Source organism: Companilactobacillus sp. RD055328, from assembly GCF_022835675.1.
Taxonomy (GTDB): domain Bacteria; phylum Bacillota; class Bacilli; order Lactobacillales; family Lactobacillaceae; genus BQUT01.
In genome coordinates this window covers 405195-418768 of sequence record NZ_BQUT01000005.1, presented here as the reverse complement: position 1 = coordinate 418768, position 13574 = coordinate 405195, and the positions used below count along the sequence as shown (strand labels likewise).

Sequence of the window (13574 nt, the reverse complement as noted above, 5' to 3'; positions counted from 1 at the left end):
AAATCTTAAAGGATTTGGTTGTAGAATTCAACGACAAGTGATTCGTCAATTTCAGGATTTAGTTCTTCACGTTCAGGTAATCTTACTAGTGAACCAGAGTTTGTAGCTTCGTCGAAACTAACAAATCCTAGACGACCAACAACTGATTCAAGAGCTTCTTTAACAATTGTTAAGTCTTTTGATTTTTCTCTTAGAGAAATTGTTTGACCAGGTTTTACTTCGTATGAAGGAATATCCACACGTTTGCCATCTACTAAGACGTGACCATGGTTAACAAGTTGACGAGCTTGAGGTCTTGTTGAAGCCAAGCCTAAACGATAAACAACGTTATCAAGTCTTGTTTCAAGAAGAATCATCAAGTTAGCACCATGTAGTCCGTCCATTTTACCGGCGCGAACGAACAAGTTACGGAATTGACGTTCATTCAATTCGTACATGAAACGTAGTTTTTGTTTTTCTTTAAGTTGCATACCATATTCAGAAACTTTTCCACGACTGTTAGGTCCGTGTTGTCCAGGAGCGTAAGGACGACGTGCTAATTCCTTACCTGTACCTGAAAGTGAAATTCCTAAACGACGTGATAATTTCCATCTTGGTCCTGTATATCTTGACATATATAATGTCCTCCAATTTTTTTTGGAGTAAAATAAATTAATAACAAGTTCAGCATTCGTTCAGTTCTCATTTCAATCTTCACCTTTGCAGCCGCAGGTTACACAATTGAGCTATTACGCATTGAACTGTTGACGAGCTTGCCACTTATCGCTGCATTATTTTACACAAGGACTATCATACCGACAAATGTAGATATAGTCAATAACTATAGCTCTTAATTTTTAAAACTTCCTTAAGTAACCGCTTATAAAAACAATACATTTAATATCATTTGTTATAATTAATAGGATGGAATTATAAGATTGAGGTGGAAACCGTGTTATTAAATATTTTTATTGCTGTTATTATACTATTAATCGTATTGATTACGGTTATTTGGTACATGTCAAATAAGAATGAAAAAAATCTAATTGAGGCACAAGAACGTGTTGACCTCATCAAATTAAATAAAACTCAAAAATTAATTGACGATTTAAAAGATGTTCAACAAACTGGGGCTAGTCTTAGAAGCTACGAAAAGCAAAAACAGACTTACCAAAATATTGCTGATGAAATTATTCCTTCTATCAATGAAGATATTAAATTAATTCAAGAAAATAACTCTAGTTTTAAGATTATTAGCTCACATAATAAAATTAAAAAGCAATTTCAAATAATTGATAATGTTAAAGCACAATTGAATGAGACTAATACTAATCTGGCTAGTTTAGCCGAGAGCACAAAAATTAATGCTTCTCAAAATGATAGTTTGCAAAATAAATACCAAAAAATTAGAAAACAATTATTAACTAAGTCTTTTGTATATGGCCCAGCTGCTTCTAGTTTAGAAGCTGAATTAGTAGAAGTTGAACAATTATTTGATAAAGAAAAGGCTCTAACTGAAAGTGGGGATCATTTAGAAGCTAAAAATCTATTAGAAGATATCAAAAAGAAAACCGATATAATTGATTATCAAATGAAAAAAACTGAACCCTTATATCAAGACTTAATTGATACATTTCCTGGTCAAATTGAAGAAATTGAACACGTTTATAATAAAATGAAAGCACAAAAATTTGCTTTTAATGAGCCAGGAATTGAAGATGGGGTAATGCAAGTTACCAATGCCATTGGAAGTGCAAAAGAAAAATTAGGCGTTTTTGATTTTTCATCAGTAGAAATTGATAATAAGGCAATCGCTATTGAGATCGATCAACTATACGACTTACTTGAATCTGAAAGTAATGCAAAAATCAAAGTAACAAAACAAAGTAATCCGGTATTTGAATTTTTACAACATGCACAACGACAAAATGAAGTATTAGTAACAGATCTAGAAAAAGTTGATCGTAATTATGTCCTTTTAAATGACGAATTAGATACAGCACGCAATTTTAAAAAACAAATCTTTAATCTTAGTGAAAATTATGAAGATATAGCTGAAAAGATTAGTAAGAGTAGCGTTATTTATTCGAAAGTTCTAAGTGAGTACGAAAAAATAACAAGTGAATTAACAAAGATTGAAGAAAAACAACGTCAAATACATAACGATGTACAAGAGATGTTTGATGGTGAACGAGTCGCACGTGTTAGTATTAAAACCTTTAGAAACGATATGAAGAAACAAAAGAATATTGTTGATCAAATGCGTTTACGTGGTTTACCAAAATCATACTTAGATTACTTTAAGATGGTAGCTACAGAGATTGATAGGTTACAAGATAAGCTTAGTCAAGATAAAATCAATATTGATGATATTTCTAAACAATTAATAATTGTGCAAGAAGATCTAAATAACTTAGATCAAAAAACTAAAGAACTTATTTATGATGTGAGAATATCTGAACGTGCAATCCAATATGCTAATCGTTACATTAATAATGATGAAAATATCAATGCGGCTTCTATAGAAGCTCGTCGTTTATATGATCAACGTTTTGAATATAATGAAGCCTTTAAGACAATTGCAACTGCTTTAGAAGTAATTGAACCCGGATCAATTGAAAGACTAAAAGCATCAATGGATGATTAAATTGACAAAATGTTATATGATATTAAAAGTTAAAAAGCCGTTTAACGGCTTTTTTATTTGAAATGGTGGTAATAATAATGATTTATTTCGATAACAGTGCGACGACTAAAGTCAATTCTGAAGTATTAAATACATATAATAAAGTTAGTACGGATTTTTATGGAAATCCATCTAGTTTGCATAAATATGGTGAAAAAGCTTTTCAGTTACTAACATCATCTCGTCAACAAATAGCAGAGCTATTAAAAGTTAAACCATCAGAAATTTTTTTTACTAGTGGTGGAACTGAAGGAAATAACTGGATTATCAAGGGAACTGCAATGGAAAAACGTGTATTTGGTAAGCACATTATCACGACTTCTATTGAACATCCTGCAGTTATTAATTCCGTTAAACAATTAGAAAAATTAGGCTATGAAGTAACGTATTTGCCTGTTGATAAAAACGGCTTTGTGCGTCCTGAAGATGTGAAACAAGCAATCAGAAAAGACACAATCTTAGTTTCTATTATGGCCGTTAATAATGAAATAGGTACTATTCAACCAATCAATGAAATATCAGAAATCCTGACAGAATATCCAACTGTTCATTTTCATGTCGATGCCGTACAAGCTATTGGTAAAAATTTAGAAGATCAATATATGAATGATCGAGTAGATTTCATGACGTTTTCTGGTCATAAATTTCATGCACCACGAGGAGTCGGATTTGTTTACTATAAAGAAGGTAAACGAATAGAAGACTTTATGACTGGTGGTGGTCAAGAAGCAGGTCAACGTAGTGGAACAGAGAATACGCCAGCTATTGCGGCTATGGCTAAGGCTTTAAGAATGCTAAAAGAACATGAAGATAGTAGTGCTAAGCAACAATTAGAACTTAAAAAGATGTTAGTTGATCATTTAGAAGACATGAATAACGTTACTATTTTTTCTCCAGTTACTGATAAATATGCACCAAATATAATTTGTTTCGCTTTACATGGTGTACGTGGAGAAACAATAGTACATGCTTTTGAAGAATATGATATTTATATTTCAACTACTAGTGCGTGTTCATCTAAAAAAGGTGTGGAATCAGGAACACTAAAAGCTATGCAAGTACCAGAAAATATTGCAACTAGCGCTGTTCGTGTGAGTTTAGATGATACAAATACGAAAGAAGAAATGTTATTATTCATTAATGCTCTTGATGAAATTTATAACCATTTTCAAATACTAAATTAATAGGTGAATTCATGAATTATACAGAAATAATGGTTCGCTACGGCGAGCTATCAACAAAAGGAAAGAATCGTAAGGACTTTATCAGTCGTCTAAACGGTAATGTAACTAAAGTATTAAACGGAATTGATAATCTAAGCATTCGTCCTCATCGTGATCGTATGCATATTCAATTAAATGGAGCCGATTACAAAGAAGTAATGAGTCGATTACAGAAAGTCTTTGGTATTCAGACATTTTCTCCTAGTATAAAAGTTTCAAGAGACTTTGAAGAGGTTAAAAAAGTCGCTTTAGAAATGATGAAAGAAATTTATACTGAAGGGATGTCCTTTAAGGTTAATACTAAGCGTTCTGACCACAATTATGAGTTAGATACCAATGAAATTAACTTACAGCTTGGCGATTATATATATACTGAAATCCCTGGAATTGCTGTAGAAATGCGTAAACCAGATATCAAACTATTAGTCGAAGTTCGCGGTGACGGAATTTATCTATCTAATCAAGTTATTAAGGGAGCCGGAGGCTTGCCTGTTGGGACAGCTGGGAAAGCTGAACTAATGTTATCAGGTGGAATTGATTCACCGGTTGCTGGATTCTTAGCAATGAAGCGCGGAGTTGAATTAGAAATGGTACATTTCTACAGTCCTCCATATACAAGTGAAAATGCTTTGAAGAAAGCAAAAGAGTTAACAGGGAAGCTAGCCGCATACTCAGGTCCAATTAAGTTCATTTCGGTACCATTTACTGAAATTCAAGAAACTATCAAGTCTGAATTACCAGAAGGTTACTTGATGACTATTCAACGTCGTTTTATGATGAGATTGACTGACTTGATTAGAAAAAATAATGATGGTTTAGCTATTTTTAATGGTGAAGCTGTAGGTCAAGTAGCTTCTCAGACATTAGAAAGCATGGTGGCAATTAACGAAGTAACAAATACGCCAATCTTACGTCCTGTGTCTAATATGGATAAGACGGAAATTATCAAAATTGCGGAAGACATCGACACGTTTGATTTATCTGTACAACCATATGAAGACTGCTGTACAGTTTTTGCTCCACCAAGTCCCAAGACTCGTCCTAATTTAGAAAAAGCAATTAAGTTTGAATCAGAGTTAGATATTGATGGCTTAGTACAAAGATCATTAGCAGGAGTAACAGAAACAATAGTTATGCCTAATGAAACTTTCCTAGATGAAAAAGATGAAGAAATTAGTGATTTACTTTAATAAATATTGACTGTAAGCATTAATTACATTAGTATTCTATTAAAGGCTGAGACCAAGAGGTTCTTATTGTTCCCGTTGATTAGAGAAGATGTGGCTGGTGAAAACATCCAACGAATATAAGAATGTTACTTGTGAGCTATCTATACGATCGGGATACCGTTAACTATTTGAGGAGAGTATATTTAAGTACTCTTAAATTTAGGTGGTACCACGAAGAAATCGTCCTATGTCGTAAAGACATGGACGATTTTTTTATTCTATAGAAAAATATAATTGACGTAAGTTGATATAAAGATTACGTCTCATACTGGAGGAACTATGACTAAAGAAGTAAACATGGATTCAAAATACAATCCAACTGATGTTGAAAATGGTCGCTATCAGAAATGGCTTGATGCCGGTGTATTCAAACCGTCAGGAAATAAAGAAGCTAAGCCATATTCAATCGTTATCCCACCACCCAATGTTACTGGAGTACTTCATCTAGGGCATGCTTGGGATACAACAATCCAAGATACATTAGTTCGACTAAAAAGAATGCAAGGGTTCGATACTTTATACTTACCAGGGATGGATCATGCTGGAATTGCAACTCAAGCTAAAGTTGAAGCTAAGTTGAGAAAAGAAGGCAAAGACCGTCATGAAATGGGTCGTGAGAAATTTGTTGAAGAAGTTTGGAACTGGAAAGATGAATATGCTGCAACAATTAAATCTCAATGGGGTAAATTAGGCCTATCATTAGATTACGATCGTGAACGTTTTACTCTTGATGAAGGCTTATCAAAAGCGGTGCGTAAAGTCTTCGTTAAAATGTATGAAGAAGGATTAATTTATCGCGGTGAGTACATAATTAATTGGGATCCACAATTACAAACTGCTTTATCAGATATTGAAGTTCTTCATCAAGATGATGAAGGGGCATTCTATCATGTTCGTTACCCATTTGCTGATGGTAGTGGTGATATTGAAATAGCTACAACTCGTCCTGAAACAATGTTTGGAGATACTGCAGTTGCAGTTAATCCATCAGATGAACGTTATAGAAATTTAGTTGGTAAAGAATTAATCTTGCCACTTACAGATCGTAAGATTCCAATTATTGCTGATCACCATGTTGAAATGGAATTTGGAACAGGGATGGTTAAGATAACACCAGCTCACGATCCTAATGACTTTGAGGTTGGTAATCGTCATGATCTAGAACGTATTAATGTTATGAACGATAACGGAACAATGAATGAACGTGCTGGTAAGTACAATGGCATGGATCGTTTTGATGCGCGTAAGCAATTGGTTAAGGACCTGGATAGTGAAGGATTCTTAATCAAAGTTGAACCAATGGTTCATAGTGTTGGTCATTCAGAACGTTCAGGTGTTCAAGTTGAACCTCGTCTTTCAACTCAATGGTTTGTTAAGATGCAACCTTTAGCTAAGGCAGCTATGGACAATCAAAAAACAAATGATCGAGTAAACTTTGTTCCTGACCGTTTTGAAAACACTTATAACCAATGGATGGAAAATGTTCATGATTGGGTTATCTCTCGTCAATTATGGTGGGGACATAGAATTCCGGCTTGGTATCACAAACAAACTGGTGAAGTCTACGTTGGTGAAGAAGCACCTAAAGATATTGAAAATTGGACGCAAGAAAACGATGTTCTTGATACATGGTTCTCAAGTGCTCTATGGCCATTTTCTACAATGGGTTGGCCGGATACTGAAAGTGCAGACTTCAAACGTTATTTCCCAACAAATACCTTAGTTACAGGATATGATATTATCTTTTTCTGGGTATCAAGAATGATATTCCAAAGTCTGAAGTTTACTGATGAAAGACCATTTGAAAATGTTGTTATCCATGGATTAATCCGTGATGAACAAGGACGTAAGATGAGTAAGTCATTGGGTAACGGTATTGATCCAATGGAAATCATTGAAAAATACGGAGCTGATGCATTACGTTGGTTCTTGATGAATGGTTCTACACCTGGTCAAGATACTCGTTTCAGTTACGATAAGATGGATTCTGCATGGAATTTTATCAATAAGATTTGGAATGCTAGTCGTTACGTAATTATGAATTTGGAAGATACTCCAGCAGTTACTGAGATTCCTGATATGAGTCAAAATGACTTATCTGATGACTGGATATTAGCTAAGTTGAACGATACTGTTATTGAGGTTACAGACCTATATGAACGTTTTGATTTTGGTGAAGTTGGTCGTAATTTGTATAACTTTATCTGGAATGATTTCTGTGATTGGTATATCGAAATGAGTAAGGCAACTCTTAATGGTGAAGATGAAGCCGCTAAAGCCCACAAACGTTATGTATTGGCTTATGTATTAGATCAAATCTTGAAATTGATGCATCCGATTATGCCATTTGTTACTGAAAAAATTTGGTTGAGTATGGAACATGTTGGACAATCAATTTCACTGCAAGAATATCCAATAGTACATACTGAATTCGAAAACAATGATGCTAATGATCAAATGACAATCTTAATTGAATTAATTAAGGCAATTAGAAAGATTCGTTCAGATGCTAATGCACCATTATCAAGTGAAGTTGATATTATTATTAAAGCAGCTGATGAAAATATTAAAGCTACTTTAGAAGATAATACTGAATATATTGATAGATTCGGACATCCTAAGGATCTGGAAATTAGTCTTGATGCAAAAGCACCAGAATTAGCAATGACGGCTGTTATTAATGGGGCTGAAGTATATGTTCCATTAGCTGAGTTAATTAATATTGATGAAGAAATTAGTCGTCAACAAGAAGAACTTAAAAAGATGCAATCAGAGATTGACCGCGTTAATAAAAAACTATCTAACGCTGGATTTGTTGCGAAAGCACCAGAAGCAGTCGTTAATGAAGAAAAAGAAAAATTAATTGATTATCAAGAACGTCTACAAAAAGTTCAAGAACGTATTGATCAATTACAAAAATAAAAAAAGCCTGCGAAAGCAGGCTTTTTTTGTTATAACTAAACTATGATAAATAATATTAAAGAAGGTATTGCTTACATACACAGCTTACCTAAAACCCATAAGAATTCTGATTTAAATTTCATGAAAAAAATTCTGACTGAATTTAATAATCCCCAAGATGAATATGAAGTCATACATATAACTGGAACCAATGGTAAGGGATCAGTGGCACATTATACGGATAAGATGCTAATTAATTCAGGATATAAGGTAGGGATGTTTACTTCACCATATATTGTAGAATTCAAAGAACGTTTTCAAATAAATGATCAATTTATTGATGATGCAGATTTACTGCATCTGATAAATGAAATAAAGGATAAAGTAGCAAGTCTTGATTCAGACTTTTTCTTAGTTGAGTTTGAATTTGTTACTGTACTAGGATTGCTTTATTTTAGTCGACAAAACGTTGAAGTGGCTGTTATTGAAGTTGGTATTGGTGGTAGCCATGATAAGACTAATGTTGTTAATTCGGTGATTTCAGTTATTAATAATATTGGGATGGATCATAAAGCTTTAATTGGTCCTACTCTAAAAGATACTGCCCGTGAAAAATCAGGGATTATTAAAAAAGATAGTATAGTAATTTTAGGGGATGTTGAGAAGAAGTTAGTTCCTATTCTTGAACAAAAAGCAAAACAAGAACATTCTGAGGTGTATCGATTAACAAAAGATTTTTATATCAATAATATAAAAAAAGATCGTTATGGATATACGTTTGATTATGTAGATAAAAATAACAAAATTACCGATATAAGCCTTTCAAGTATTGCAAATTATCAAATTAAAAATGTCGCAGTTGCAATTGAAGTATTTATCAAATATCAAAATCAGAAAAATAAAACTGTAGATTTTCAATTAATTAAAGATTCTGTGAAGCAAGTTCAAGTTCTAACTAGAATGCAAGTTGTTAACCAGGAACCATTAGTGATTTTAGATGGGGCACATAATGAACCTGCCGCAAGAGCATTAGTGAAATCGCTGAATGATTTTTATCCTCAAAAAAATGTGAAATTTTTAGTGGCCATGATGAAGGACAAAGAATTTGACAAAGTAATAAAAATTTTCGAACAAAAGAGTGATGTCATAACTTTGACAACTTTTGCCGAAAATCGCAGTTTGAAAGAATCTGATGTAGTAAATATGTCATTTGATAGTAAGTGGGAAAATTATATTGATAAATTCATCACTGAAAGTAGTAATCAAATATTGGTAATAACGGGCTCACTTCACTTTACTTCAACTGTCTTGAATTATTTCAACAAAAAATAATTATTTTGCGTAATTACTTGTTGAGGTGATTACAATCGATGTAAGACAAACGGCCATTAAATTTGGTGTAGAGGGATTAACAAATTTTGAATTGGTTAAACTCTTAATAAGGTCCGGTAACAAATGTCATTCAGTGGATGAAATAGCATATGACTTATTGTTGAGATATCCAAATTTTTACGATTTAGATTTTTCAACGTTAGATGACTTGCAATTAGTAAATGGTTTGGGGAAGTGCAGAGCCGTAGAAATAAAAGCCGCAATAGAGCTTGGAAAAAGAGTTCAAAATTCTAAAACAATTAGATATGAGGAAATAACTTCCAGTAAAAAAGTTGGAGAATTATTAGTGCAGAAATTTGCAGGTATTAGCCAAGAAAATGTGGTAATTTTATATCTTGATACTAAAAATCAGGTAATAAAATTAGAAAATGTTTTCAAGGGAACATTGAATTCTGCCACGGTACATCCGCGAGACATTTTTAAACGATGTTTACAGTTATCTGCATCTAAATTTATCATTGCTCATAATCATCCGAGCGGTGTTCTATCGGTGTCTGAGCACGATATGGAATTTACTAATCGATTATTAAAATGTGGTGAAGTAATGGGGTGTGAATTACTAGATCACTTAATAATTGGTAAAGATTCTTATTTAAGCTTGAAGGAAGAAGGGGTAATGTAGGAAAATAGCCGATAGAGACAAATATAGAATGATTTTTTAAAAGAATTTATGATATAATCTTTCTAATCTATTACACAATTTAAGGGGCGATATATTTTGTTTGGAATTGGCGCAAGAAACGTAGGAATTGATTTAGGAACAGCAAACACATTAGTTTATGTAGATGGTAAAGGTATCGTATTAAACGAGCCCTCAGTTGTCGCAAAAAACACACAGACTGGTGAAGTAGTTGCTGTTGGTTCAGAAGCTCGTGAAATGATTGGTAGAACACCTGGAAGTATCGTTGCGATTCGTCCAATGAAAGATGGTGTAATTGCCGATTATGATACAACTGCTTCTATGATGAAATACTTTTTAGAAAAAGTTATGGGATCTGGAAAACCTTTTGTTATGGTGTGTGTACCTTCAGGTGTTACAGAAGTTGAAAAGCGCGCTGTTGTTGAGGCAACTCAACATGCTGGTGCGAAAGAAGCTTATGTTATTGAAGAACCATTTGCAGCTGCAATCGGTGCAGGATTACCTGTCATGGATCCAACTGGTAGTATGGTTGTTGATATAGGTGGTGGTACAACTGATGTTGCTACTATCGCTTTAGGTGGTATTGTATCTTCAAGATCAATACGAGTTGCTGGAGATAAGTTTGACGACTCAATTATCTCTTATGTGAGACAACAATTCAGCTTGCTGATTGGTGAAAGAACAGCTGAAACTATTAAAATGGAAATAGGTTCGTCTTCAATTGAAAAAGCTGATGCAACTAAAACTATCTCAGTTCGTGGACGTGATTTAATGACTGGGTTACCAAAAACTATTGAGTTAACCGCTGTTGATGCAGCACGCGCAATTCAAGAAGATGTAGCTGAAATTATTCAAGCTATCAAAGAAACATTAGAAGAAACATCTCCTGAAATTGCCGCTGATATTATCGATCATGGTATTGTGTTAACTGGTGGTGGAGCATTATTAGGTGATTTAGCTGAAGTAATCTCAGATGAAACAAGCGTACCTGTATTCATTGCTCAAGATGCACTAGAATGTGTAGCAATTGGAACCGGTGAATCGCTTAAAAATATTGATGTAATCAGACGTCATTAATTATGAGCGGGTTAAAAACCTGCTTTTTTAATTCGTTTTAACTAGGAGCTAAGGATGAACAAGTTTTTCTCAAATAAAAAATTGATAGTCTTAATGGTTACTGTGATTTTGACTTTTGGACTAATCGCCATTTCTATTAATATAAGAGATAAAAAAAATACACCTCCTTTAATTCAACAGATTGGTAATGATTCTGTTGGATTAATTGGAAGTGTTCTTACTGCTCCTATAAATGGTATTAATCAAATAGGTGACAATGCATCTAATCTCTTTGATACTTATAATGAAAATAAACGATTAAAATCTAAGCTGCAAAGTTATAGTCAAGATAAGGTTCAATTAGATACGGTTAAAAGTGAGAATAAGGATTTAAAAAAACAATTAGAATTAAATGATACTCTAACAGATTACACAAAGATAACTGCTTCTGTAATTACAAGATCTCCTAGTGACTGGCAAAGTTATTTAACTATTAACCGCGGCTCAAATAATGGTATTAAAAAGAATATGCCAGTTATGTCAGGATCGGGATTAGTTGGTCGTATATCAGAAGTAAATAAGACGAATTCAAAAGTTGAATTAATTTCTTCACAGAATAGTTTAAGTAATCGATTTGCGGCTGAGATTCAATCCGATTCTGTTGATGTTAATGGTGTTATCTCTAGCTATAATGCAGATTCAGGTGTTTTAATCATGAGCCAAGTTAATTCTATAAAAGATGTGAAACCTGGACAAAAAGTTATAACATCTGGTTTGGGTGGAATTACACCACGTGGGTTATATATTGGAAAAGTAATTAATGTTAAAAAAGATGAATATGGCTTATCTAATGTTATTTATTTGAAACCAGCTACTAATTTAACTAATTTCACAATTGTTACTGCTATTGATAGAAGCGTGGGTGAAGGTTAATGACAAAGAGAAGATTTTTTATTTTTCTTAAACAAAGCTCACCATTTTGGGTCTTGATGTTTGCTTTTTATATGGACGGAATTCTAAAGTATCATTTAGATTTCTTAAATAATAACAATAATAACGGCTTGCCACAGATATTATTATTATTGTTTATTACAATGGCTTTTAGATTCAAAAAGCAACAGGAACTGATAATTTATGCACTCATCTTTGGATTTTTCTATGATATTTATTACATGGGGATTTTTGGAGTGTATTTAGTTCTTTTTCCATTAATAGTTTATTTAGTACACTTTATCAAAAACGTAATTCCTGACACTTTTTTGTTTGAATTTACTACGTATATAATAGCGCTACTTACAATTCGTTTTATTATTTTTACTTTTGGATCAGTTTTTCGATCGGTAATTTTCAACTTTATTGACTTTATAACTTTTGTGATGTGGCCAACGTTATTTTTTAATATTATTGCGTTTGTTATTCTATATATACCGTTAACTTTCTTAGTTGATAAAATTATTGAAATGAGAAAACAATTGTTTTAAAAGTAAGTTAGTACTTGATTTTTTTTATTCAATGGTTTAGTTTTAGAGTGTTATATAAATTGAATATTAGTCTCACAAAGGGGGAGCCATTTGGCTGAGAAAGATTAAAGTCTGACCCTTAGAACCTGTTTGTTAATACAAGCGTAGGGATTTGTGTGGAGTGTACACTCCTTTTGTGATGACTAGTCACGAAGGGAGTTTTTTTATGGAAAAAACACGAGGAAACAGTGCTTTACAAGTTACAGTAGAAGGGGCGATTATTGTTGCTTTTGCTATGGCGTTAACTTATTTGCCACATACAACGGGGGTTTCAGCAGTTGAATTCTCTTATGGACTAGTACCCGTTACTGTCTTTGGATTTCGAAGAGGTTTTGGACCTGCAACTTTAGCTGGTTTAACATGGGGAATGTTAGATTTAATTTTAAGAGGACTTGGTAATGGTGGAGTATTGAACCCATTACAAGGATTCATTGAGTATTTCATTGCTTTTGCTTTGATTGGCATAGCAGGATTAGGTAGTAATTTAGTGCAAAATAATCTTCGTCATAAAAAAAATGTAATCATACCGGTAATTCTTTTTGGATCACTAGGAGTTTTAGGTAAGTATTTTATGCATTTTATTGCTGGAGGATATTATTGGGGAGCTTATGCTCCTAAAGGCATGAATCCATGGATGTGGTCATTGATTGTCAATGGTGGAAGTGCTGTAGCAAATATTATTTTAGTAATTGTAATTTCATTATTGTTATCTTCTTCATTTAAAAGATTATTATTACCTAAATAAAAAAATATAAAACAAAAAAGCGTAAAAGTTTGTAATCACAAACTTTTACGCTTTTTTGTTTTATACAAGTGCAGCAACTGCACCAAAAACAATTCCAAATAATGTTACAAATAACATTAACCAAACAACAACCTTTGTTATTTTTGTAAGTTTACTAGGTTTTTTATCCACTTAATCCACATCCTTGATAATTAATAAATGCA

At 33.0% G+C, this 13574-nt stretch carries 12 protein-coding genes and 1 riboswitch; of the genes, 10 read left to right on the top strand and 2 right to left on the bottom strand.

Features of this window, described 5'->3' with window-relative positions; translation table 11 throughout:
• Positions 1 to 5 precede the first annotated feature (5 nt).
• On the bottom strand, positions 6 to 614 hold the full coding sequence (gene rpsD / locus RD055328_RS04170; protein WP_244087546.1) for a 30S ribosomal protein S4: 609 nt from the start codon (positions 612 to 614) through the stop codon (positions 6 to 8).
• Positions 615 to 931: 317 nt separating this feature from the next.
• Here rpsD and RD055328_RS04165 point away from each other — a divergent pair, with 317 nt between their 5' ends.
• The 10 genes from RD055328_RS04165 (at position 932) to thiT (ending at position 13371) form a co-directional block, all read left to right on the top strand.
• A complete protein-coding gene (locus tag RD055328_RS04165; RefSeq protein WP_244087545.1) occupies positions 932 to 2626 on the top strand; it encodes a septation ring formation regulator EzrA in 1695 nt (564 codons plus the stop codon).
• A 77-nt stretch (positions 2627 to 2703) separates the two neighbouring features.
• The gene (locus RD055328_RS04160; protein ID WP_244087544.1) at positions 2704 to 3849 is read left to right on the top strand and encodes a cysteine desulfurase family protein; all 1146 of its coding nucleotides are present in this window, start codon (positions 2704 to 2706) and stop codon (positions 3847 to 3849) included.
• An 11-nt stretch (positions 3850 to 3860) separates the two neighbouring features.
• Positions 3861 to 5078, top strand: a complete 1218-nt coding sequence (thiI, locus tag RD055328_RS04155) for a tRNA uracil 4-sulfurtransferase ThiI (protein WP_244087543.1) — start codon at positions 3861 to 3863, stop codon at positions 5076 to 5078.
• 318 nt (positions 5079 to 5396) lie between these two features.
• The gene (locus RD055328_RS04150) at positions 5397 to 8039 is read left to right on the top strand and encodes a valine--tRNA ligase (RefSeq protein WP_244087542.1); all 2643 of its coding nucleotides are present in this window, start codon (positions 5397 to 5399) and stop codon (positions 8037 to 8039) included.
• A 42-nt stretch (positions 8040 to 8081) separates the two neighbouring features.
• The gene (locus RD055328_RS04145) at positions 8082 to 9350 is read left to right on the top strand and encodes a folylpolyglutamate synthase/dihydrofolate synthase family protein (protein ID WP_244087541.1); all 1269 of its coding nucleotides are present in this window, start codon (positions 8082 to 8084) and stop codon (positions 9348 to 9350) included.
• Between the two features lie 25 nt (positions 9351 to 9375).
• Entirely contained in the window at positions 9376 to 10032 is a 657-nt protein-coding gene (gene radC / locus RD055328_RS04140) for a DNA repair protein RadC (RefSeq protein WP_244087540.1), read from the top strand.
• A 96-nt stretch (positions 10033 to 10128) separates the two neighbouring features.
• Positions 10129 to 11127 carry a rod shape-determining protein gene (locus tag RD055328_RS04135; RefSeq protein WP_244087539.1) on the top strand — a complete coding sequence of 333 codons (999 nt, stop codon included), beginning with the start codon at positions 10129 to 10131 and terminating at the stop codon, positions 11125 to 11127.
• A gap of 54 nt (positions 11128 to 11181) precedes the next feature.
• Positions 11182 to 12039, top strand: coding sequence for a rod shape-determining protein MreC (gene mreC, locus RD055328_RS04130; protein ID WP_244087538.1), 858 nt, complete (start codon positions 11182 to 11184; stop codon positions 12037 to 12039).
• Positions 12039 to 12587 (top strand): rod shape-determining protein MreD, encoded by a 549-nt coding sequence (gene mreD, locus RD055328_RS04125; protein WP_244087537.1) that lies wholly within the window; start codon positions 12039 to 12041, stop codon positions 12585 to 12587. Before mreC ends, mreD begins: the two co-directional genes overlap by 1 nt.
• A 69-nt stretch (positions 12588 to 12656) precedes the next feature.
• Positions 12657 to 12754, top strand: a riboswitch (TPP riboswitch).
• 38 nt (positions 12755 to 12792) lie between these two features.
• Positions 12793 to 13371 carry an energy-coupled thiamine transporter ThiT gene (thiT, locus tag RD055328_RS04120; RefSeq protein WP_244087536.1) on the top strand — a complete coding sequence of 193 codons (579 nt, stop codon included), beginning with the start codon at positions 12793 to 12795 and terminating at the stop codon, positions 13369 to 13371.
• Between the two features lie 60 nt (positions 13372 to 13431).
• Here the strand turns inward: thiT and RD055328_RS04115 are convergent, their stop codons facing one another.
• Positions 13432 to 13542, bottom strand: a complete 111-nt coding sequence (locus RD055328_RS04115) for a DUF4044 domain-containing protein (RefSeq protein WP_244087535.1) — start codon at positions 13540 to 13542, stop codon at positions 13432 to 13434.
• Positions 13543 to 13574 lie beyond the last annotated feature (32 nt).